This window comes from Lujinxingia litoralis, assembly GCF_003260125.1.
Taxonomy (GTDB): Bacteria; Myxococcota_A; Bradymonadia; order Bradymonadales; family Bradymonadaceae; genus Lujinxingia; species Lujinxingia litoralis.
This window is the reverse complement of the sequence record NZ_QHKO01000003.1, coordinates 53,915-77,079: the sequence shown is the minus strand read 5'-3', so window position 1 is coordinate 77,079 and position 23,165 is coordinate 53,915. Positions and strand designations below refer to the sequence as shown.

At 62.7% G+C, this 23,165-nt stretch carries 18 protein-coding genes and 5 tRNA genes; 20 read left to right on the top strand and 3 right to left on the bottom strand.

The features are described from left to right. The first annotated feature begins 72 nt into the window (after positions 1 to 72). The 9 genes from xerD to DL240_RS07750 all read left to right on the top strand — a co-directional run bounded on the left by xerD (position 73) and on the right by DL240_RS07750 (position 4,080). Positions 73 to 996 (top strand): site-specific tyrosine recombinase XerD, encoded by a 924-nt coding sequence (xerD, locus tag DL240_RS07790; protein ID WP_111729316.1) that lies wholly within the window; start codon positions 73 to 75, stop codon positions 994 to 996. After that, positions 974 to 1,843, top strand: a complete 870-nt coding sequence (locus tag DL240_RS07785; protein ID WP_111729315.1) for a segregation and condensation protein A — start codon at positions 974 to 976, stop codon at positions 1,841 to 1,843. Before xerD ends, DL240_RS07785 begins: the two co-directional genes overlap by 23 nt. Next, positions 1,840 to 2,499: an SMC-Scp complex subunit ScpB gene (scpB, locus tag DL240_RS07780; RefSeq protein ID WP_111729314.1), complete on the top strand. Its 660-nt coding sequence runs from the start codon at positions 1,840 to 1,842 to the stop codon at positions 2,497 to 2,499. The genes DL240_RS07785 and scpB overlap by 4 nt, the downstream gene beginning before the upstream one ends. Before the next feature lie 94 nt (positions 2,500 to 2,593). Then, positions 2,594 to 3,445: a pseudouridine synthase gene (locus DL240_RS07775; protein WP_111729313.1), complete on the top strand. Its 852-nt coding sequence runs from the start codon at positions 2,594 to 2,596 to the stop codon at positions 3,443 to 3,445. 105 nt (positions 3,446 to 3,550) lie between these two features. Then, positions 3,551 to 3,624, top strand: a tRNA-Met gene (locus DL240_RS07770). Positions 3,625 to 3,666: 42 nt separating this feature from the next. Beyond that, positions 3,667 to 3,740 (top strand) — tRNA-Met (locus DL240_RS07765). Positions 3,741 to 3,778: 38 nt separating this feature from the next. Further along, positions 3,779 to 3,852: transfer RNA gene (locus DL240_RS07760), tRNA-Met, on the top strand. A 38-nt stretch (positions 3,853 to 3,890) separates the two neighbouring features. Beyond that, positions 3,891 to 3,964 (top strand) — tRNA-Met (locus tag DL240_RS07755). A gap of 42 nt (positions 3,965 to 4,006) precedes the next feature. Then, positions 4,007 to 4,080, top strand: a tRNA-Met gene (locus DL240_RS07750). Positions 4,081 to 4,138: 58 nt separating this feature from the next. Here DL240_RS07750 and DL240_RS07745 read toward each other — a convergent pair. Together DL240_RS07745 and DL240_RS07740 are read right to left on the bottom strand one after the other, a co-directional pair. Then, positions 4,139 to 4,984 carry an ABC transporter permease gene (locus DL240_RS07745; RefSeq protein ID WP_111729312.1) on the bottom strand — a complete coding sequence of 282 codons (846 nt, stop codon included), beginning with the start codon at positions 4,982 to 4,984 and terminating at the stop codon, positions 4,139 to 4,141. Beyond that, positions 4,981 to 5,946, bottom strand: a complete 966-nt coding sequence (locus tag DL240_RS07740; protein ID WP_199589766.1) for an ABC transporter ATP-binding protein — start codon at positions 5,944 to 5,946, stop codon at positions 4,981 to 4,983. The genes DL240_RS07745 and DL240_RS07740 overlap by 4 nt, the downstream gene beginning before the upstream one ends. A gap of 302 nt (positions 5,947 to 6,248) precedes the next feature. On the opposite strand from DL240_RS07740, the gene pilB reads away from it, so the two are divergent. From pilB to DL240_RS07685, 11 genes are all read left to right on the top strand, one after another. Then, positions 6,249 to 7,958: a type IV-A pilus assembly ATPase PilB gene (gene pilB / locus DL240_RS07735; RefSeq protein ID WP_111729311.1), complete on the top strand. Its 1,710-nt coding sequence runs from the start codon at positions 6,249 to 6,251 to the stop codon at positions 7,956 to 7,958. An 84-nt stretch (positions 7,959 to 8,042) separates the two neighbouring features. Then, a complete protein-coding gene (locus DL240_RS07730; RefSeq protein WP_111729310.1) occupies positions 8,043 to 9,173 on the top strand; it encodes a type IV pilus twitching motility protein PilT in 1,131 nt (376 codons plus the stop codon). Between the two features lie 68 nt (positions 9,174 to 9,241). After that, a complete protein-coding gene (locus tag DL240_RS07725; RefSeq protein ID WP_111729309.1) occupies positions 9,242 to 10,453 on the top strand; it encodes a type II secretion system F family protein in 1,212 nt (403 codons plus the stop codon). A gap of 28 nt (positions 10,454 to 10,481) precedes the next feature. Further along, positions 10,482 to 12,203, top strand: coding sequence for a two-component system sensor histidine kinase NtrB (locus tag DL240_RS07720; protein ID WP_111729308.1), 1,722 nt, complete (start codon positions 10,482 to 10,484; stop codon positions 12,201 to 12,203). A 44-nt stretch (positions 12,204 to 12,247) separates the two neighbouring features. Then, the gene (locus DL240_RS07715; RefSeq protein WP_111729307.1) at positions 12,248 to 13,660 is read left to right on the top strand and encodes a sigma-54-dependent transcriptional regulator; all 1,413 of its coding nucleotides are present in this window, start codon (positions 12,248 to 12,250) and stop codon (positions 13,658 to 13,660) included. Positions 13,661 to 13,695: 35 nt separating this feature from the next. Further along, entirely contained in the window at positions 13,696 to 14,220 is a 525-nt protein-coding gene (locus DL240_RS07710; RefSeq protein ID WP_111729306.1) for a type IV pilin protein, read from the top strand. Positions 14,221 to 14,465: 245 nt separating this feature from the next. After that, positions 14,466 to 15,140 (top strand): type IV pilin protein, encoded by a 675-nt coding sequence (locus DL240_RS20685; protein WP_283808353.1) that lies wholly within the window; start codon positions 14,466 to 14,468, stop codon positions 15,138 to 15,140. Positions 15,141 to 15,237: 97 nt separating this feature from the next. Next, complete coding sequence (locus DL240_RS07700) at positions 15,238 to 16,155, top strand: hypothetical protein (RefSeq protein WP_146618171.1); 918 nt, start codon at positions 15,238 to 15,240, stop codon at positions 16,153 to 16,155. Between the two features lie 17 nt (positions 16,156 to 16,172). Continuing rightward, the gene (locus DL240_RS07695) at positions 16,173 to 17,120 is read left to right on the top strand and encodes an ABC transporter ATP-binding protein (RefSeq protein ID WP_111729304.1); all 948 of its coding nucleotides are present in this window, start codon (positions 16,173 to 16,175) and stop codon (positions 17,118 to 17,120) included. Next, positions 17,117 to 17,902 carry an ABC transporter permease gene (locus tag DL240_RS07690; RefSeq protein WP_111729303.1) on the top strand — a complete coding sequence of 262 codons (786 nt, stop codon included), beginning with the start codon at positions 17,117 to 17,119 and terminating at the stop codon, positions 17,900 to 17,902. The genes DL240_RS07695 and DL240_RS07690 overlap by 4 nt, the downstream gene beginning before the upstream one ends. 81 nt (positions 17,903 to 17,983) lie before the next feature. Continuing rightward, positions 17,984 to 18,505, top strand: coding sequence for a hypothetical protein (locus DL240_RS07685; RefSeq protein ID WP_111729302.1), 522 nt, complete (start codon positions 17,984 to 17,986; stop codon positions 18,503 to 18,505). Between the two features lie 134 nt (positions 18,506 to 18,639). On the opposite strand, the gene DL240_RS07680 is transcribed toward DL240_RS07685, so the two are convergent. Beyond that, positions 18,640 to 22,827, bottom strand: coding sequence for a zinc-dependent metalloprotease (locus DL240_RS07680; protein WP_111729301.1), 4,188 nt, complete (start codon positions 22,825 to 22,827; stop codon positions 18,640 to 18,642). Between the last annotated feature and the right edge of the window lie 338 nt (positions 22,828 to 23,165).

The window sequence follows — 23,165 nt, the reverse complement described above, 5'->3', positions numbered from 1 at the left end:
CGACTGCACCTTGTTCTATGGCTCGCCCCCCCTTAGGCTCGGCCAGGCCACTCCCTTTGTCACGGAGCCCCCATGAAGCTCGACGAAGCCATCGACGCCTACCTCTTTCATCTCAAAGTCGAGCGACACCTGGCCGAAAACACCCTCCTGGCCTACAGCAACGACTTGAGCCAGTTCAGCGACTTCCTCACCGACGCCCACAGCGACACCCCCCGCCCCAGCCCGGCGATTGAGGCCATCTCCGACGCCGATATCAGCGCCTTTCTCGCCCACCAACTCGGCGAGTCGGTCAAAACACGCACGATTTCCCGCAAACTCTCCAGCGTGCGCGGGCTCTTTAAGTTTTTACGCCGCAGCCACACCATCGAGCGCGATCCCACCGCCCACGTCGACGCCCCCGGCTACGGCACCCGCGTGCCCACCGTGCTCTCCCTCGACGAAGTTGAATCGCTGCTGGACGCCCCCGACCGCTCCAGCCCCGAGGGGCTACGCGACTGGGCCATGCTGGAGGTCCTCTACGCCACCGGCCTGCGCGTCACCGAGCTGGTGACCCTGCTCATCAAAGAGGTCGATCTCCACGCCGGATACGTGCGCGTGGTCGGCAAAGGATCCAAACAGCGAGTCGTCCCCCTGGGTGAGGTTGCAATCGACGCGCTCGCTGAGTATGAGGACCAGGCACGCGGCCAACTCCTGGCCAACGCCGGCGGTCCCGGCGCCTCACCGGCGCTCTTTGTCACCCGCCGCGGTGGTGCGATGACCCGCCAGGCTTTCTGGAAAAACATCAAACGCTACGCCGAACGCGCCGGCATCGATAAACCCATCAGTCCCCATAAGCTGCGCCACAGCTTCGCCACGCACCTTTTAGAGCGCGGTGCCGACCTGCGCATCGTCCAGGCACTGCTGGGCCACGCCGACATCAACACCACCCAGATCTACACCCACGTGGCCCGAGAGCGCCTCAAGCGCCTCTACGATGACCACCACCCGCGAGCATGACTCGCCACCTACGCCCATGAAGAGCGCCTCCCAAGACCGCCACGCGGTCGACAACGCCCAGGTCCCCGCCGAGCTCAACCTCGATCTGCCGACCTATCAGGGCCCCATGGATCTTCTGCTCGATCTGATCCGCGAGCACGAAGTCGACATCTTCGACATCCCCATCGCTCTGATCACCGCCGAGTACCTGCGCTACCTCGACCAGCTCCAGGCGCTCGACCTCACCGTCGGCGGCGAATGGCTGGAGATGGCCGCGACCCTGGTCTACATCAAGTCGCGCACCCTCCTGCCTCCCGACCCCGAAGAACACGACGATGAACTCGGCCCCGATCCCCGCGAAGAACTCGTCCGCCGCCTGATCGAATATCAGGTCTTTAAGTGGGCCGCCGAACAGCTCGACGATCGCCCCCAGCTCCAGCGCGACTTCTTCCTGCCGGCGCCCCGCGCCCAGGAAGAACGCCAACAGGTTGGCCCCCCCAAGCTGCGCGAGGCCGACATCAGCGATCTGGTCGCCGCGCTGCGCCGCGTGATCGAAAAGCAACGCGAAGAGCCCCACTGGGCCTACGAAATCACCCGGGAGAAACTCACCCTGCGCGGCATGATCCTGGACATCTCCACAATCCTGCGCGACGAGCCGCGCATCCCCTTCGAGTCGCTCTTCGGCGAGAGTCGCATCACCCGCCACCGAGTCGTCACAACCTTTCTGGCGCTTTTGGAAATGACCAAGTTGCGCATGATCAAGCTCTTCCAACAGCGGCTCGGCGGCCCGGATACCCTCATCATTGAGCGCGCCGTCATCGACATCGTCGAGGTCAGCCAGACCCTGGAGTTCTACGACACGCCATGAACGACGAACAGACCATCCGCGCCCGGGTTGAGGCGCTCTTGCTGGCCGCCGAGGAGCCCCTCTCCCTGGATCGCTTCCGCGACGCCCTGCCCGAGGCCAGCGCCGAAACGCTGCACACGGTCCTGCGCGCTCTGGAACTCGAATACGCCGGCCCGGCCCGCGGCATCCACCTGGTGCGCATGTCCGGCGGCTACCAGCTGCGCACCAACCCCGATCCCGAGATCGGCCAGGCCATTCGCAAGCTCTTTGAAACCCGCCCCGTACGCATCTCCCGCGCCGCGATGGAGGCTCTGGCCATCATCGCCTACCGACAGCCCCTGACCCGCGCCGAAATCGACGAAATCCGCGGCGTCAACTCCTCCGGCGTGCTCCAAACCCTCCAGGAGGTCCAACTCATCGAGGTGGTCGGACGCCTTGATGACATCGGTAAACCCAACCTCTACGGCACCACTCCGCGCTTCTTGGATTTCTTCGGCCTGGAGAGCATCGCCGAACTTCCCACCCTGGAAGCCAGCGAGCTCCACGCCCTCATTGAGATGCACGCCGGGCTCGACCAACCCGAGGACTCGCCAGCGGCCGATGAGCAAGACCAGGCTCCGAGCACACAGGCCAGCCTGGCAAGCGCCTCCTCCGACGACTCCCCGGGCGCGTCCTAACGCGCGAGCCTGACGCCCGTCGCCCTCACCCGAATCTCGCACTCCCCATTTAACCGCTTCGTTTCACACGACCTGCCACACCGGAATCCCTATCATGGCCCAGGAAATGCGCGTCCAGAAGTTCCTCTCCAAAGCCGGCGTCTGCTCCCGGCGCAAGGCCGAGGAGCACATGCTCGCCGGACACATCAAGATCAACGGAAAAGTCTGCAAAGAACTCGGCACCCAGATCGACCCCGCTCGCGACACCGTCGAGTTCCAGGGCTCGCTCGTCCGCCTGCCCGAGAGCTACGTCTACCTGCTCCTCAACAAACCCACCAACTACATCACCTCGCTCAACGATCCGGAGGGCCGCCCGGTAGTCGTCGACCTGCTCCCCGAGAGCATGCCCCGCATCTGGCCGGTGGGACGCCTGGACTGGGACTCTGAGGGCCTCTTGCTGATGACCAACGACGGCAAGCTCACCAACCTTTTGACCCACCCCTCCCACGAGGTCCCCAAGACCTACGCCGTCAAAGTGCGCGGGCTGCTTAACGAATCCAGCCCCGAGCTCGAGATGCTGCGCAAGGGCGTGGAGATCGGCCCCGACGAGGTCACCGCGCCGGCTCAAGTCCGCCTGATTCGCGACAACGGCCGCAACACCTGGCTGGAGATCGTGATCAGCGAGGGGAAAAACCGCCAGATTCGCCGCATGCTCGAGGCCATCGAACGACCGGTCATGAAGCTGCGCCGCATCTCCATCGGACCGCTCACCATCGATGGCATCGCCTCGGGCACCTTCCGCTCCCTGACCCAGGCCGAAGTCCTCGACCTCTACGGAGAAGTCGAAGCCGTGATGCCCGAGCGCGCCCGACTCTCCAAACGCGCCCAGAAACGAGAGCGCGAAGCCATCGATCGCGGTGCTCTCCCCGATCATCGAGCGAAAAAGCGCCGAAATCGCTCGAAATAACGCTTTTGTTAAGAAGTTCTTAGAACCCCCTTGACACCTTCGGGCGCCCCCCCTACCTTCCGCTTCCCTGAGACGCAGCGGCGCAACACAGCCCGCCGCGATTGATGCGGGGTGGAGCAGCCAGGTAGCTCGTCGGGCTCATAACCCGAAGGTCGCAGGTTCGAATCCTGCCCCCGCTACTTTACAATTTAGTCGTCGATGCCGCGGGGCATCGACCTTGATGCGGGGTGGAGCAGCCAGGTAGCTCGTCGGGCTCATAACCCGAAGGTCGCAGGTTCGAATCCTGCCCCCGCTACTCAAAACGCACGCTGACAGACATTTTGTCAGCCTTATTGCGGGGTGGAGCAGCCAGGTAGCTCGTCGGGCTCATAACCCGAAGGCCGCAGGTTCGAATCCTGCCCCCGCTACTCGAAACGCACACTGACAGATGCTTTGTCAGTCTTATTGCGGGGTGGAGCAGCCAGGTAGCTCGTCGGGCTCATAACCCGAAGGTCGCAGGTTCGAATCCTGCCCCCGCTACTTTACAATTTAGTCGTCGATGCCGCGGGGCATCGACCTTGATGCGGGGTGGAGCAGCCAGGTAGCTCGTCGGGCTCATAACCCGAAGGTCGCAGGTTCGAATCCTGCCCCCGCTACTCAAAAAAAAGCGCGTCTCATTCGAGACGCGCTTTTTTTATGCCCCCCTCTTCGCCCTCAGTCGCGCAGCTTTTTGCCGGTCTTGAGCAACCACAGCGCCAGCGCCCCGAAGAGCACATTCAACCCCACCAGCAACAGCGCCCCCTGCCACAGCGGCACATCCGAGACGCCTACCATCCCGTAGCGTACCCCGTTCACCATGTAGAGCACCGGGTTGAAGAGCGACACGCTACGCCAGAAGTCGGGCAACATCCCGATCGAGTAAAACACCCCGCCTAAAAAGGTCAGCGGCGTGATCAAGAAGCTCGGAAAGAGGTTAATATGGTCAAAATCCTCGGCCAGGATCGCCACCACGACGCCGCCAAACGCAAAGGCCGTTGAGGTCAACATCATAAAGGCCAACGCAATCGGCACCGAGTAAAAAGGAGAGGCCCCCATCAACCAGGCGACCAGCCAGATGATCGTGCCGATGAGCATCGCCCGCACCACCGCCGCGGCCACATACGCACTCAAAAACTGCACGTAGGTCAGCGGCGTGACCAGGAGATCGACAATCGTGCCGTGCACCTTGGTGATAAACAGACTGAACGCCGAGTTGATATATGCGTTGGTAATCAGCGCCAACATCACCAGCCCCGGCACCAGAAAGTCCATATAAGGCACCCCCTGAATCTCCTGCAGGCGATCGCCCAGCGAATACCCGAAGACCAGAAAGTAGAGCATCGTGGTGATCACCGGGCTGATCACGGTCTGCCCGGCGATCGTCCAGAAGCGCAGAATCTCCTTATAAAAGAGCGTCCACACCCCCAGGTACTGCTTCTCCCGGGCAACCTCCCGGGAGCGCGCGATCTTGGCCAGTGCGGCTTCTCGGGCTTTCGCGCGTGTCTCCTCCGACGTCCTCATCGCATCGCCTCCTTCTGTGCGAGGTCGCCGTGGAGCACCTCCCTGAAGATCGTCTCCAGCGAACTACGTCCTCCTTCCACCGACTCAACCCGGGCGCCGGCCCCCACGATCGCGCGCAGAAAGAAGTCCACCTCTCCCCCCTCGTCACCCTCGGTCTGCCCGTAACTCAGGGTGAGCGTGCGCCCCTCTACCTCCACCTGATGCGGGCCCAGCGCCTCAAGCACCTGGGGCGAGGGAATCTCCGAGAGGGTCACCGAGACGTGGCGGCGGCCGAAGGCCTCCAGCAAGGCCTCCCGATCATCTACCCTTAACAACCTCCCCTGATTGATGATCCCCACCCGGTCGGCCAACTTCTCGGCCTCCTCCAGGTAGTGCGTGGTCAGCACGATCGTGGTCCCCCGCTCGCGCAACGCCTCCACATACCCCCAGAGCTCATCGCGCAGCTCCACATCCACCCCGGCGGTGGGCTCGTCCAGGAAGAGGACCACCGGGTCATGCATCAGCGCCTTGCAGATCATCAGCCGGCGCTTCATCCCTCCCGAAAGCCAACGGGTGTTCGCATCGGCCTTCTCCAGCAACGAGAACTGGTCCAGAAGCGCGTCGATCTCACCACGGGTGGGCTTGACCCCGAAGTAGCCAGCCTGAAACTCCAAGACCTGCCGCACCGTAAAAAACGCGTCCCAATTCAACTCCTGGGGCACCAGCCCCACCATGCGTCGGGTGACCCGGTAATTCTCCACCACATCCAGCCCGGCCACCGCCGCTCGGCCTTCAAATCCGGTGATCATCCCGGTCACGCACCCGATCATCGTGGTTTTGCCCGCCCCGTTGGGCCCCAGCAACGCAAAAATCTCGCCAGGCTCAATGGCCAGACTCACATCATCCACCGCCTTTAACTCACCATAACGCTTGGTCAGCCCTTTGAGCTCAACCACCGCCTCCAAAGCACCCTTGCTGGTCACATCATCACCATGGCATCGCACGGGGTCGGCCCCCGCGTCACTTCGTGTTAGCATCTCAATTGCGCGGCGCGGCGCCCGGCCGATCGTGTTCACCATCGCCAACCACGCAAGCTCGCTGGCCAAATTGACAGTATTTTGACCTCCTTGGTACCCTCCTCCGGAGAATTTGCTTCCCACAATCCGGCGTACGACAATCGCCCGACCTCATACCCCGGGTCTTGCGCACCAGCGATCGATTCGGGCAGCAGGCCACCGCTGCCCCCCCCGATGGTGGTAGACCCCCCTCTGCACGGCAAAGACACATGTCCAAAGAACGTATCGGAGAGCTGCTCGTCCGCGAGAACCTCGTCTCGCCATCCCAACTCAAGCAGGCCCAGGATCGCTCGCGACGCGATGGCAGCCGCCTGGGCTACGAGCTCACTCGCCTGGGCTTTGTCGAAGAAGGCGAACTCACCTCCTTTCTGAGCCGACACTTCGGGGTGCCCTCGGTCAGCCTGGCCGAGATTGAGGTCCCTGCCCCCATCATTGAGCTCATCCGCAAAGAAGTCGCGGTGCGCCACCAATGCCTGCCGATCAACCGCAGCGGCGCCACCCTGGTGGTCGCCATGGCCGACCCGTCGAACATCTACGCCATCGACGACCTGAAGTTCATGACCGGCTACAACATCGAGGTGGTCGTCGCCAGTGAGTCCGCCATTGAGCAGGCCATCTACCGCTACTACGGCGGCGATGACAGCGCCGGCGTCGACTACGACGCCATCCTCGGCGAACTCGATCTCGACGATGTGGACTACGTCGACGAAGAGGACGCCGCCGACATCAACGATCTGGCCCGCGCCAGTGAAGACGCCCCGGTCATCCGCCTGGTCAACCACATCCTGGTCGATGCCATCAAACGCGGCGCCAGCGACATTCACATCGAGCCCTACGAAAAGGAGTTCCGGGTACGCTTCCGCGTCGATGGCGTGCTCCAGGAAGTGATGCGGCCGCCGCTCAAACTCAAAAACGCCATCACCTCCCGTCTCAAGATCATGAGCAACCTGGATATCGCCGAGCGGCGCCTGCCCCAGGATGGTCGCATCAAGCTGAAGATGGGACGTAACAAAGAGATGGACTTCCGCGTCAGCGTCCTCCCCACGCTCTTTGGCGAGAAGGTCGTCCTGCGTCTGCTCGATCAGTCCAACCTCCAGCTCGACATGACCAAGCTGGGCTTTGACCCCGGCGCCCTCAAAACCTTCCTCGACGCCATTCACCGCCCCTACGGCATGTGCCTGGTCACCGGCCCCACCGGTTCGGGGAAGACCACCACGCTGTACTCCGCGCTCAGCGACCTGAACAAAACCAGCGAAAACATCTCCACGGCCGAAGATCCGGTGGAGTTCAACCTGGCCGGCATCAACCAGTGCCAGATGCACGAATCGATCGGCCTGAACTTCGCCGCCGCCCTGCGCTCCTTTTTGCGTCAGGACCCCGACATCATCATGGTCGGCGAGATCCGCGACTTTGAAACGGCCGAAATCGCCATCAAAGCCGCGCTTACCGGTCACATGGTGCTGAGCACGCTGCACACCAACGACGCTCCCAGCACCATCAGCCGCCTGCTCAACATGGGCATTGAGCCCTTCCTGGTCACCGCCTCACTCAACGTGGTCGTTGCTCAGCGCCTGGCACGACGCATCTGCCCCGACTGCAAAGAGGTCTACAACGTCCCGCGGGAGACTCTCATTGAGATGGAGGTCCCCGAAGAGTGGCTGGATCGACCGGTCTACCACGGCAAGGGCTGCTCCGCGTGTGGCGACACCGGGTATCGCGGCCGCGTCGCGCTCTACGAGGTCCTGGGGATGAACGACGCCATCAAGGACTACATCCTCCAGGGCTACTCCACCGCCGAACTCAAAGCCGAAGCCATTCGCCTGGGGATGAACACCCTGCGCCGAGCCGGCATCCTCAAAATGTTCGAAGGCGTGACCACCCCCGAAGAGGTCGTGCGCAACAGCGCCCCGGACCGCTGAACCTGAATGCTCCGGTAGCCGGGCCGCCCCGGCCCGGCTACCCTTCCCAATGACTGGTTTCCCCTCCTCTGTTCCGAGAGCTCTATGGCTAATCTGCATCAGCTGCTCAAGATCATGGTCGATAAAAACGCCAGCGATCTTCATATCACCGTGGGTGCTCCGCCCCAGCTGCGCATCGACGGTTCGCTGGTCCCATTAAAGACCTCCCGGCTCTCGCCAACCGAGACCCGTCAGCTCTGCTACAGCGTGCTCACCGACAAGCAGAAGCAGGCCTTTGAAACCGATAACGAGCTCGACCTCTCCTTTGGCGTCAAAGGCCTGAGCCGCTTTCGTGGAAACGTCTTCATGCAGCGCGGCGCGGTGGCCGGCGTCTTCCGCAAGATCCCCTTTGAGATCCTGAGCTTCAAAGAGCTGGGCCTTCCCCCGGTCATCGGCTCCTTTGCCGAAAAACCCCGCGGGCTGGTGCTGGTTACCGGACCCACCGGCAGCGGAAAGTCCACCTCGCTGGCCGCGCTTATCGACAAGATCAACGTCGAGAAGCGCATGCACATCCTCACGATCGAAGACCCGATCGAGTACCTCCACCCGCACAAAAACTGCCTGGTCAACCAGCGTGAAGTTGGCGCCGACACCGGCGGATTCAAGAGCGCTCTGCGCTACGTCCTGCGCCAGGACCCCGACGTGGTGCTCATCGGCGAGCTCCGCGACCTCGAAACGATCGAAGCCGCCCTCACCATCAGCGAGACCGGCCACCTGGCGCTGGGCACGCTGCACACCAACGGTTGCGTGCAGACCATCAACCGCATCATCGACGTCTTCCCGGCCCACCAGCAGTCCCAGATTCGCGCGCAGCTCTCCTTCGTGCTCGAAGGCATCATCAGCCAGCAGCTCATCCCCCATGCCTCCGGACGTGGACGCGCGCTGGCCACCGAGGTGCTCGTGCCCACCCCGGCCATCCGCAACCTGATCCGCGAAGACAAGATTCACCAGATCTACAGCTCCATGCAGGTCGGACAGTCGCGCAGCTTTATGCAGACGATGAATCAGTCTCTTTTCTTGCTTATCCGCGACCGGCAGATCACAGTGGAAGACGGCCTGGCCCGCTCCAACGATCCCGAAGAACTTCGCACCATGCTCGAGCAAGGCGGCGGCCCGGGAAGCTCCGGCAAGGGCTCCGGCCCCCGCAACCGAAGCTCGTCCATTCGATACACCTGATCCTCCGCCCCCCTCCCCGGGGGGGCCTGGGGTGCCGCCCGCCCCTTCATATGCGTCTGAGGTGAGCAATGCCTGTCTTTGTCTGGGAAGGAACCAACCGCTCCGGCGAGGCCCGCAAGGGTCAGATGAACGCCAGCAACGCCGAAGAGGTGGAGCAGCGGCTTCGTCAGCAAGAGATCAATGTCTCCAGGGTAAAGAAGAAGGCCACCAAGAGCTTCAGCTTCAAAGGCGGCAGCCGCGTCCCCAATGACAACCTGGTGATCTTCACCCGGCAGTTCGCCACCATGATCGATGCCGGGCTTCCCCTGGTGCAATGCCTGGAACTCCTGGGCAGCAACGAGCCTCATAAGGGCTTCCAGCGCATCATCGGCGACATCCGCAAAGACATCGAATCCGGGTCCACCCTCTCCGATGCCATGGCCAAGCACCCGGGCGCCTTTGACAACCTCTACGTCAGCCTGGTCGCCGCCGGCGAGGTCGCCGGTATCCTTGATGCCGTCATGAACCGCCTGGCGATGCAGATTGAGAAGTCCCAGAAACTGCGCCGGCGCATTAAAGGGGCCTTCACCTACCCGACCATCGTCATCGTCATCGCGATCGTGATCGTCATCGGCATGCTCTACAAGATCATCCCGACCTTCGCCGCGATGTTCGCCGATATGGGCGGCGGTGCCCAACTTCCGGCGCCGACCCGTTTTGTGATGGCGCTCTCGGAGTTCGTCCAGGGCAACTTCCTCTACATCGCCGGCGGCATGGTCGCCATTGGCTTCACCGTCTCCACCCTGATGAATTACAAGCCCACCCGGGCCATCATCGACGATGTCGCGCTTAAAGTCCCCGTCATCGGCGACCTCCTCCAAAAATCTGCCGTGGCCCGCTTCACCCGCACCCTGGGCACCATGGTCTCCTCCGGCGTGCCCATCGTCGACAGCCTGGATATCGTGGCCAAGACCGCCGGCAACATGACCATCCAGAAGGCCATCTACTATGTGCGCGAGCGCATCAGCGAAGGCCAGAACATGGTCGACCCGCTGATGGAAACCGGCATCTTCCCCAAAATGGTCGTGCAGATGATCGGCGTCGGTGAAGCCACCGGCGCCCTCGATACCATGCTCAACAAGATCGCCGACTTCTACGAAGACGAGGTCGACGTGGCCGTTGAGAGCATGACCGCGCTGATTGAGCCCATCATGATGGTCGGCCTGGGCGGCATCGTCGGCGGGATGCTCATCTCCATGTACCTGCCGATCTTCGAAATGGCCGGTAATATCTCCGCCTGAGCCCGCTTAAAGCGACCCTCCTCTCCTTATGTTGTTATCGCGCGACCGACAGCGCGACCGCCTCAAAGGCCTACTGGTCTTTCGGGTGGTCCTGGTCACCATCTTTCTGGGCAGCGCGGTCGCCCTGGATGTCCGCACCTTCGCCAGCGTCTCCGAGCCCCGCAACCTGACGCTGCTCGGGCTGATCGTCGGCACCTACCTGCTCACCATCGCCCATGCCCTGGCCCTGCGACGTCAAACGCGCACCCAGCGGCTGGCCTGGGCTCAGATCGCCGGAGATCTGGCGGTCACCGCCATCCTGGCACTGGTCTCCGGCGGGTTTGAGAGCCTCTTTCTCTTCTTCTTTCACCTGACGACCATCAACGCCGCGATCGTTCTAGGGCGCGCCGGTGCGCTGGTAGCCTCGCTGGTGACCGTGATCTCCCTGGGATACCTGGCGCTGATCACCGCCGGAGTCCTGCCCCACCCCATCCTCCCCTCGCCCTTCTCCCCGCAGCCCTGGAGCACGCTGGCCTACGAGGTCATCATCAACAGCGTGGGCGGCATCATGATCGCGCTGCTCGCCGGCCACCTGGCCGGGCGCCTGGGAGAGGCCACCGAAGAACTCGCGCGACGCCACGTCGATCTTCAAGAACTTCGCGCACTCAACGAACATATCCTCGCCAGCCTCTCCAGCGGGCTGCTGACCATTGCGCCTGACGGACGCGTGATCTTTATCAACCGCGCCGCCGAAGAGATCACCGCCTGGCCCGCCTCCCGGGTGCTCGGACGCTCGCTCCGCGAGCTCTTCCCCGGCCTGGCCAGCGCTGCGCTTCGCTCGGACGCCTCCCAAAACCCCCGCTTAGAAGGCCCCTTCACCCGCCCCGATGGCCGCGTACTCCACCTGGGGTTCTCGATCTCTCCCCTGCGAAACTCCGAGTCTGACGAGGTGGGAAAGATCATCATCTTCCAGGACTTAAGCGAGATCCGAAAACTCGAAGCGCAAATGAAACGCTCCGAGCGACTGGCCGCCATCGGCCAACTCTCCGCGGCCATCGCCCACGAAATCCGCAACCCCCTGGCCGCAATCAGCGGTTCGGTCGAGATGCTCCGGACCGATGAGACCATCGATCAGGAGAATCAAGTCCTGATGGACATCGTCCTGCGGGAGGTCGACCGCCTCAACGCGCTGATCACTGACTTTCTGGCCTACAGTCAGCCGCGCCCCCTGCGTACCGAGACTCGCGATCTGCGCGCCCTCATCGAAGAACTCCTGCAACTCTACTGCCCCCAGGCAGAACGCGATCGCCTCTCCCTCATCCGGGACTTCGATCCCGCCCATCCTCAGATGCTCGCGCCCATCGATGCCGAGGCCCTGCGCCAGATCGTCTGGAACCTGCTGATCAACGCCGGCGACGCCATCTCCAACCTCCCAGAAGGCGAACGCATCCTGCGCCTGGAGCTCTCCCCGGCCCGACTTCGCAACGCCCCCGCCTGGCGCTTCGCGGTCGAAGACAACGGTCCCGGCGTCGCCCCCGAGCTGCGCGAACGCATCTTCGATCCCTTTTTCACCACCAAAGAAACGGGCACCGGACTTGGCTTGGCCACGAACTTTCGCCTGGCCGAAGCCCACGAAGGCCGCATCGCGGTGGAGCCCCCCGCACACCTGAAGGGCGCCCGCTTCGAGCTCCTGCTCCCGGCTCTTGCCGCCGAGGATCTGCCTCCCACTCCCGCGGCCTCTTCCCCTGAGCCGGCGGAAGAGGCATCCTAGAGCCAGCTTCGCTTCGAACTTTTACAAAATGGACCTCTTCTACGATGAGCGATCCCACACCAGACACCTCGCCACGCCCCGATCTCGCGGTGCTTGTGGTCGACGATGAGCGCAGCATGCGCGAGTTCTTAGGGGTCATGCTGCGCAAAGATGGCCACCTCGTCGAAGTCGCTTCCACCGGCGAAGACGCACTGGCACGCCTGAAAGCCGGGGAGCGCTTCAAGCTGGTGATGACCGACCTGAAGATGCCCGGCATCGGCGGCCTGGATGTGCTCGAGGCCGTCAAACGCGACCAGCCGGCCTGCCAGGTCATCGTGATGACCGCCTACGCCACCGCCGAGACCGCCCTCTCCGCCATCAAGCTGGGCGCCTACGACTACATCACAAAACCCTTCAAGCTCGATCAGGCCCGCGCGGCCGTGAACCGCGCGCTCGAGAAGTTCTTGCTTCTGAGCGAAAACCTCTACCTGCGCGACGCCCTCGACCACCGCCAGGGCATGGGCGAGCTCATCGGCCGCTCTCCGGCCATGCAGCGCGTCTTCCAGATGATCGCCCGCGTCGCCCCCACCCGCACCACCGTGCTCATTCACGGAGAATCGGGCACGGGCAAAGAACTCGTCGCCCGGGCCATCCACACCCACAGCGCGCACGCCGAGGGGCCCTTTTTGCCCATCAACTGCGGCGCCATCCCCGAAAATCTCATCGAAAGCGAACTCTTCGGGCACCGAAAAGGCGCCTTCACCGGCGCCATGGCCGATAAAGAGGGGCTCTTCGTCGCCGCCGGCCAGGGCACCGTCTTCCTCGATGAGATCGGCGAGCTCCCCCCCTCGGTGCAGGTCAAACTGCTGCGCGTTCTGCAGGAGCGAAAGGTGCGCCCGGTCGGTGAATCCCGCGAGCTTCCCGTTCACTGCCGCATCGTCGCTGCCACCAACCGCGACCTCCGAGACGAAGTGCGCCAGGGACGCTTTCGCGAAGACCTCTACTACCGCCTCAGCGTCATCCCCATTGAGGTTCCCCCCCTTCGTGAGCGCAGCTCCGATGTGCAGCTCCTGCTGGAACACTTCCTGCAGCGCTACGCCACCGAGATCGGCAACCCCATCGAGGGCATCGACGCCCCCGCCCTGCGCATCCTCACCACCTACGACTACCCGGGCAACGTGCGCGAGCTGCAAAACATCATGGAGCGCGCCGTCACCCTGGAGACCGGCTCCCTGGTCTCCACCGAGAGCCTCCCCTACCACCTCCAGGAGGAGAACTTTTCCCGGGTCGCCCGCGAGATCGAGGTCCCCGAGGCCGGCGTCGACCTGGAAAAGCTCGTCGAAGAACTCGAGCGCAACCTCATCACCCGCGCCCTGGAACGCGCCGGCGGCGTCAAGACCGAAGCCGCTCGCCTGCTCAACATCAGCTTCCGGGCGCTGCGCTACCGCCTGGACAAGTACGGCCTTAACGACGACTGATTCGCCACTTCCCGCCCTACCGAGGAGAGACCCCCATGAACACGCTCGCTCTACGCATCGCCTCCCTGTTGCCCGCTGCCGCCCGCGTCGATCGCCGCGGCATGACTCTGGTCGAGTTGATGATCGTTGTGGCCATCGTCGGGGTGCTCGCTGCCCTGGGCGGCATGAGCTACAGCAAATACATTCAAAAAGGCAAAGTCACCCAGCTCAAACAGTACGCCATGGACATCGCCCGCGGGCAGGAGCAGTTCCGCGCGCGCAACAACCGCTACTACGAGCCGACGACGATGTACTCGGCCTCGCTCGCCGAAGCCCAGCGCCCCGAATGGACCAACCTGCTGGAGTTTAGCTCCACCGTCGGCCACGGCGTCACCATCGAAGTGGAAGCCAACGTCGGCGGCGCCTGCACCATCTGCCCGGCCGGCGTCACCCCGACCGGCGCCGGCGCCGAGAACGCTCCCTGGTTTGGCGTGCTCGTCACCCAATCCGAGCTGGGCAACGACGCCCTGATGGTCTTCTTTGCCAACGACATGCCCGAACCCATCGAGATCCTCCCCTGAAGCACCCAACCGGGGTGACAATTTTTGTCACCCCGACTGCCGTAGAGCGTCACCCCCCGCCCCTGCCCGCCCGCATCGCCTCGCCACCCTCCCGCACATCCCCCTCCGGGATCGCCACGGCTGACGGGCAGAAACGCGATTTCTGAACTTTATTTTACTTTTTGTGAAGCAGTGGCAGGGTCCTTGCTCTACCCTGGTGTCGTCATCAAGCAGCACCCCCAACCCCACGCTACGAAGGAGCGACCATGTTGATGAAACTCCGCACCAACAAAAAAGGCTTCACCCTCGTTGAGCTGATGATCGTCGTCGCGATCATCGGTATCCTCGCCGCCCTGGCCATCCCGGCCTTCATCAAGTACATCAACCGCTCCAAGACGGCTGAGGCTTCCAACATCCTCTCCAACGTCTCCGGTGCGGCCAAAGGCTACTTCGAAGGGGACCAGGTCTTCTCGCCTCCTACCGGCGACCAGCCCTGGCACCTCGCTGACGTGTCGGGTGCAGTCACCGCTCGCGCGGAGCGCCCGGGCATGCCCGTGCCGCTTACGGACAAGGTCTTCCCCGGCGGCGACGCTGGCAGCTTCACGACCCACGTCAACTTCCCGGTCGGTGGTGCCAAAGGTGTCCCGGATACCGACAACTCCGCCGCCCTCAACACCGCGGCGCTGCATAAGCTGAATCTGGTCCTCGAAGAGCCCACCTACTTCGGCTACCACATTCAGAGCACCGGCACCGGCGGCGCCGCGACCTTCCAGGTCGCCGCCTGCCACGACTTCACGGGCACCGCCGCTGCGACCACCACCTGCACCGAAGCCATCACCGACTCGCACGCCGTCATCCTGGACTGCGAAGCCGACATCGAAGATGGCACCAACCTGGGCGCCACCTGCTTCCCCCCCTACACCCTCAACGAGTTCCTTTAAGATGTCTCGTTGGACCTGATGTAGGCTAGACTGAGAGCCACAGCTCCTTTAAGGAGCTGTGGCTCTCTTTATTTTGCTCCTTCGCCGGCCTCCGCTCATGCCTCGCCTTTCCCCCCCAATTCGACGAGCACTCGGGCTCTCTGCTCTGGTCCTGACACTCCTCGCCTTCTTGCATCTCGGTCTGACGCTCACCCTCGAGAGCACCACTCGACGGGTCACCCACTCCGCGAGCTACGTGCTCCCGCCGGCTTCCACCATCGCGGTCGCCTCACTCAACCACCGGGCCGCTGCCGCCGACCTTATCTGGGTCAACGCCATTCAGTACGGCGCCAGTCGCTACCTCAGCCGGCGCAGCGCAAGCGAAGCCACCGACTTCGCCCACACAATCATCGATCTCGATCCACGCTTTCAGCCGGTCTACACCTGGCATAACGCCGCCCGCACGCTCTCCACGCCCAGCGTCACACCCGACGACATCGCCCAGGCAAACGTCATCCTCCAGCGCGGCCTGAAGACCTTCCCCGACGAGTGGGAGTTCGCCCGGGCCATCGCCGCCAATCACATCGGCCATACCTACGAGCGCCCCCCCGAAGAGCACCTGGCCGATATGGAAGAGGCCTACACCTATGCCAAAATGGCCAGCGAAATCCCCGAGGCCCCCCCGGAGATGCTCCTGCTGGCCACCAGCTTCCAGCGCCGCGTGGTGCGAGCTCGAGCCCGGGTCGAGGGCCGAGACCTCGAAGAGCATGAGCTGCAGGCTTCGCCCGAAGAGATCGCTTTTTTAATGAAGGCCTATTTTGCCGCCGGCGACCCCGACCAGCAGAACTTTTTACTTCGGCGCCTCTACGAGCTGGGCGCTGGACGCGAGCTAGTCGCCCGCATCGAAGCCTACCAACAGGCCTTTGAGCGCGATCATCGCCGCCGCGACTACCTGCCGCCCGACGTCTTTGCGCTCAGCGATCCCGGACTGTATCGTCCCGACGACATCGGACTTACGCCAGACACCTCCCTCTGATCGACCGAGCAGTTCCTATGACTGAAGATCTCGTCCTCGATGTTCAGGACGTCGCCAAAACCTACCGCGTAGGCTTCTTTCGTAAACGGGTCGAGGCCGTGCGCTCCGTGAGTTTTCAGATCCGCCGCGGCGAAATCTTCGGGCTGGTCGGCCCCAACGGCGCCGGCAAGTCCACGACCATCAAGATGATCACCGGCCTGGTGCGTCCGGATCGGGGGCAGGTGCGCCTCTTCGGGATGCCGGTCACCCACACGGCCGCCCGCGCGCGCATGGGCTTTTTGCCCGAAAACCCCAACCTCTATCCCCACCTCAAAGCCCGCGAGCTGATGCGCTACTACGGCGGCCTCCTCGGATTGAGCCTGGCCGAGAGCGACCGCCGCGCCGAACAGCTCCTCGGCCAGGTGGGCCTGAGCCACGCCCTGGACCGCCCGATCTCGAAGTTCTCCAAGGGGATGAAGCAGCGTGCCGGCATTGCCCAGGCCCTCCTGGGAGACCCGGAATTTGTGGTACTCGATGAGCCTCAGTCCGGCCTGGACCCCATCGGGCGGCGAGAGATCCGCGATCTGGTGGTCGAGCTTCGGCGCCGTGGGAAGACGATTCTCTTCTGCAGCCACATCCTCCCCGACGTCGAAGAGATCTGCGACCGCGTCGCTCTGGTCCACCGCGGCCGGGTGCGCGAAACGGGCTTCATTCACGAGCTCCTCGATCCGAAGATCCTGCGCTATGAACTCTTCGCCCGGGGCTGGTCCGACGAACTCAACCAGCAGCTTGGCCCGCGCCTGCTCCACCACTTTGACGTCGGTGACGTGGCTCGTGTCGATCTTCGGGGCGACATCGACCTCGAAGAGACACTGCAACTCATCGCCCGGGCCGGCGCCCGCGTCGAGAGCCTCCAACCGCAGAAACAGCGCCTGGAAGACGTCTTTATTCGCGATACCAACGACGCCGGGGAGGCGCAGCCATGATGCGAACTCTGCGACAGATCAGCGCGTTCTCGCTCAACACCCTCCTCGAAGGCTTGCGAAACAAAGTCCTCTACGCCGTTCTGCTGGCCGCCCTGGGAGCGCTGGGTGCAGCCAGCGCGTTTGGTGCCTTGAGCCTCCATCAGGAAGAGCGCCTCTTCAACAATCTAGTCTTCGTCATCGGACACCTCTTTCTGGTAGCGCTGGCGATCTACCAGGGCGTCAACGCGCTGTGGCGCGAGATCGACTCTAAAACGATCTTCACCGTGCTCTCCAAACCGGTGACCCGCGGCGCCTTTCTCGTCGGAAAGTACGCGGCCAGCGCTGCCATCCTCACCCTCTGCTGGGCGTTGATGTTTGGGGCCAAAGCCCTGGCCGCCCTCGCCCTGGGCTATGACGTCGGGGCACTTCATCTGGCCACGTACCTGGGCTCCTGGATGCAGCTGATGATCGTGCTGGCCACCGCCTTCTTCTTCAGCGCGTTCTCTGGCCCCCTCCTCAGTGCGCTCTTTACCTTCGGGCTCTTTGTACTGGGCAGTCTTACGCCTCAACTCGCCGATGCCGCACGCCAGTTCTCCCAGGAGGGCAACCCGGTTCACCTGATTCTCCAGGCCGCTCTGCTGGTGATCCCGGACCTGGAAAAACTCAACCTCTCCTACGAACTCGCCAACGCAATGGCGGTCGGCTCTACCTACCTTCTCCAGGCCCTGCTCTACACCGGGGTCTGCGTCACACTGCTGCTGAGCCTGGCCTACCTGATCTTCTCCCGCCGAGATTTTGCCTGAGCGCGACGCCCTCCTAGATATTGCGCTCATCGAAGTGGTGCTTAACGTGTGCTCACTGCTCCCCTACGACGAAAGGCCACCATGCACGTTGAACATCAGAGCATTGTTCCGGCCCTCCCCCAGGCCATCCTCAGCTACATCTTAGATCCCACCTACTACCAGGATCTGGTGCCGCGCCTCGATCAGGTGGTCGACGTAGAGGTGCTCACCATCCGGGAGCTCGACGCGCACAGCACCGAGCGCATCGCCCGCTACACCGCTCGCCCCCGGCTGCCCCGCTTTCTTAAGCGCTTTGAAGATAAGGCCCCTGAGTTTGTCCACTGGGAAGAACGCGCCCTGGTGGATGTCACGGGCCATCGCCTGACCTATCAGATCGTGCCCGAGATACCCGAGCGCTGGAATCAGGTGTACTCCAACCACGGCGAGCTCAAGATCATCGCTGAGGCCACCGGACAGACAAGCCGCGTGGTGCAGACCATGGAGTTCTCCATCTCGGTGCCGGGGCTCTCGATGTTCATCACGCGTGCCATCCGCTCCGAACTCGAGACCATCTTCGAAGTCCAGGCCCAGGTGCTTCGCGAGCACTTCACCACGAGCGACTGAGCGCGGCCTCCACCCCGGCCCCTCCCGCCGACGGCCACACAACAAAAAGCCCCGGCCGAGCATCGCTCGGCCGGGGCTTTTTGTTGCGTCGTCAGCTATCTCCGCGACCGGTTTCCCGGTCGCGGATGCCAGAATCAGCGCTGGATGCTGGCACCCAGGGCATCAAACACGAAGCGGCTCATGTCCATCTTGGCCACGACGTTCTGAAGCTGCTCGTTACGCGTCTCAAAGTACTCACGGGCATCTTCATAGTAGGGCGTCCCGGGGGTCGCACCTTCCAGAAGCTCCTGGCCGTAGTAGTACTCAGCCTTGAGTTCGTTGGCGCGATCGATCATCCGTCCCGCCACCGAGCGACCCTCAACATCGGCCGACTGGTAGATCTGGCCGGTCACCGGGTGCACGAACTCTTTGACCACAACTTCATCACCGAAGGCCTGGTTCTGACCGTTGGTCACACCGATCTTCAGGTAATGCGAGAAGTCCACGTAACGGTCTTCCCAGGTCGAGTTGTAGATCAGACCGCCGACCATCATGTTGAACTCATGGTTGATGGACTGCGGGGTGAAGATGCGCGGCATCCCTTCCTGCGGGTGGCTCAGGCCAAGACCGAAGGTTTCCGCACTAACCGGCACCGGATCCTGGTACTTGCCGTTGGAAACCACACCGCCGTACTCGCTGTAGTCGCCGAGCAGCACGCCTTCGAGCATCGCCAGCATCTCATCCTTGAACACCGTCCAGAACGAGAGGTTCGTGGCGCGGAAGTCCGTGAAGAAGGTGCTCTGCGCGAAGTTCGCGTTGATGTCGAAAATCGACTGCGAAGCGACCATCTTGTCGATGTAGGTACCCACGCGGTCAATGCGGTACTCGTACTCGTCGGTGAACGAGAAGTTGTAGTGATTACCGATACCTTTGGGGATGTCGATGTAGTCATCACACTCACCCAGGTCGACGTGGTAGTCGGCCGGCAGGTAGGTGTTGTTCAGATCGAAGTACCATCCCTCATCGACGCGCGAGTTGGCCGGCTCGTACTTGCAGAAGCGGCCCGGCTCGGCCATCGCCATAACTTCGTTGTAGAAGTTGAAGGTATCGATGGACGCCGCCAGCAGGTCATCGGTGTAGTCGCCCAGGTTATAGAAGCGGTAGAGCCCGTAGTAACGGAAGGGTTCCTGCGCCATCTGGAAGGTCGAGTACACGCGGTTGATGTAGTTGCCGTAGTTTTCGTAGCCACGGCTGATGTGGTGACGGCGGTAGCGCCAGAAGGTCTGCAGCGCGCGATAGGTGTTGAAGCTGTGGTTGACGATCTCGCGCTGGTTCGCACCGAAGTCCCAGATCGAGCAGTTCAGGATACCGCCGCGGTACTCATCGGAGCAGAACTCGTAGGAGACCGTGCGATCCAGGTTCGGCTGGTTCTCAGCACTCAGGTCGAAGTTGGCCCAGTTGACCGTGTTGGCCTGAATGCCCTGACGACGGCGCTCTTTCACCTCCCGAATCGGCTTGTAGGTACGGCCGTTGATCAGGATGTCGATCCCCTGCGCGTAGGTCGCCGGGTCGATTTCCGCGCTGGCCGGAGCACCGGCCAGGATGCGCGGCATCTGCTTGTAGTCACTCAACCAGGAGTCCTGCTCCAGGAGGTTGGGAAGCTGAACCGAATCATCCCAGGTTTCCACGGCTTCGCCGTAGGCAAACGCGATCGCGGCATAGTCGTACTTACCCAGCCCCTTGAATCGGCCGGTGAGATCGCCGGTGTAGTCCATCACGCTGGCAAGCTGGTACTCGGCCTGGCTGGCGTAATCGATCTCTTTGCCGGTGATCTGCTCGGCAAGCGCGCCCTGCAGGCTGTAGGCCTCTTCGCGGGTGATCGTGCCGTCGACGACCGCCTGCTCGATGTGCCAGTACTCGTCGTGGAAGTTCAGCGCATCGGTGCTGGCCGCGAAGTTGTGGCGCAGACCCACCGTGTGACCGATCTCGTGGAGCTGAGTACCGATGAACATTTTGTTCATGAAGTACTCAATAATATCGGTGCGACTCTTGCCTTTGAAGTAATCCGCGGCGCCCTGGTAGGTGACCAGCACTTCCGCCGAACGGTTCAGCGTGTCGTAGGTCATGATGCTGCGCTCTGCCAGCATACGATCACGCTGCTCCGTGCGCGCGAAGGTTTGACGCGGAGTGTGCACGTCGAGGTAGGCCTGGTGCAGCTGCTCATCGCCGAACTGCGGACCGAAGCGCTCGCGGGCGGTGGCTTCAATCGCCATGGCCGTCTCCACGTCGCGCATCAGGAAGTTCTTGACGTCGGGGTTCTGAAGGAACTCGACCATCCGCTCGTCGCGCGCGGCGAGCTTATCGCTGGCCATCGAGACGATATCGGCTTCGCGCTGAATGCGATCTTTGCCGTGCGCCAGAATGAAGTCGTGAAGCTCGTGGTACTCGGGACGCTCACTCAGCCCGACCTTGCTGGTCGAGTTGGGGCTGACGCCGGAACGACGTGCCACCTCATTCTTGACCTCCGGGCTCAACCCGAAGCGGTTGCTGGCGGTGTCGCTATTGTGGAACAGGTCACGGCGGATCTGGGTCCCGTACATGATGTCGGTATCCGAGAGCTCACCGTTGAAGTACTGCATCAGGTCCGCGGCGTAGAGCGCCGAGCGACGGATGTAACCGCCGGCAAAGTTGGCGTTACCGCTGATGATTTGACCGGTGATCGGGTCGGCCGCCGAAGGACCATAACCGGCCCAGGGCACATCCGTTTCCACCCAGTTGAAGAAGCTGTAGCGCAGGTCACCGACACGCTCCCAGCTGAAGCGAGCGTCTACGTCGTCGCGCACCTCGGTGGCGTACTCCAGCTCGGCACAGAGCTGAACGCGCGAAGCGTTGGGCAGCTCCCACAGCGCAGCTTCCAGCGCCTCATCACTGCCGGGGTTCCCGACGAACTCGCGGAAGAGCTGCGTGGGGCTGGTGCGGTCGGCGGCCTTCCCGGCGCCGTAGGTGTTCTTCCACTCGACCAGCGGACCCGGGTGACAGCTGTTCTCGACGATACGGTACATCTGGGTGTGACCGTACTCGTCCATCAGAACAGCGTCGAGCGCTTCGTCGTCGATCCCCTGCGCAACCTTGACCGCGTGACGGAAGGCTTTGTTCCACTCTTCGGCGGTGACCTGAGCCGCCTCAAACATGAACTCGGGGTACTCCGCGTTCAGGTGGTAGGTGATCGGCTGCGGCGTACGCTCTTCAAAGGGAAGCTCGTTGCCGCTCTCATCAAGCATCGTCTGCCAGATGTTCCAGCGGTTCGCGTAGTAAAGGCGCGAATCGTCGGCCGCGCCCACGAAACGATCCCAGGCTACGCGCTCGGTGCGGAAATACCCGTAGCGCTGGTGGTAATCGAAGGTCGCCGGCGCGCAGAGACGCTCCCACTCATAGCCGTAGCGCTGGAGCATCCAGCCCTTGACCTGGTCGTTACACTCAACCTCAACCTCGTAGCCGAGGTCCTGGTCGTAGATCGACGCCACCAACATCGGATCACCCATCTCGCTGCCATCGCGAGTGAGCTGCATGTTGTCGGTGTACTGCATCGGAATGAAGGTTTCCTCTTCGGGAACCTTCAAGAAGGAGGAGCGCACGCGAACACGACCACCTTCGCAGTTGAAGATGGTGTCATAGCCGTACGCGCCGTAACAGGCGTAGAGGTCGGGCTCATAGGAGTACTCGGCGACCGTGTCGATGTAGTCTTCCGAGATCCGGGTGCGATCCTTATCGATCTTGCCGTCATCCTGGGGCACCGACCAGCTGGCGGAGGCAAAACGCCCCAGCTGGTTCTGGAACATCCCAAAACCGTCGAGCTTGTTGTTGGACCAGTCCACGCGCATGTACTTGCGCTCGTACCAGGGACGGTCACTGGCGTTCTCGACGATCTGGTTGTTCGGCTCCCCGGTCGAGGGGTTGTACGAGCGCTGGATGTCGAAGTGCCCCCGGATCGGATAGGCCGCGACCACTCCCAGACGACGCGACTCTTCCTCATCAAGGCCGTCATTCAGCCCTTCGGCCAGCTCCACCGTGGAGTGGGCGTAGAGGACGTTTTCGGTCACCGTCCAGCGAACCCGCTTCAGCGAGCTCTCCATGGCGGCGAACACCACAGACGCCTGCATGTCGGTGTCGGTCACCGTCTGGCGCATGTACCATTCGTCGTCGTTTTGAAAGAGGGCCTTTTCCACGACATTGGGCTGCACGCGGTTGATATCGCCGACTTGCTCGACGCATCCCACCGCGCTGCTAACCGCTACTGTCGCTACGGCCCCGGCCATCAGTCGCCAGGTCGTTCCTAATCTCATTACCGTCCTCCGTCAGATCTCGGTGAAGCACCGAACCAAACCGTCAGTTGATGTTATCAAGCGTTCACCTGCTAACACTGACGGGTTTTTATTCAATATCCGTGCCGACCCCCTCCATCAGCGCCGATAAGGTAGTGGACTAAAACACAAAAACGCCCGCCTGCTGTCAAGGTGAAATCCCCCTTAACCCCGTGCTTCCCCTTTATAGAGGCAGGTCTCCCTGCGTCTTCCCGTTCGGCTCCGCAGCCGGGGGACACGCCACGCCCCCCCGGGCGCGGGGCGGCGCCGGTGTTAACAACCTTACGGGCGCCACCGGGGTTGAGCACCACACGCCGGTG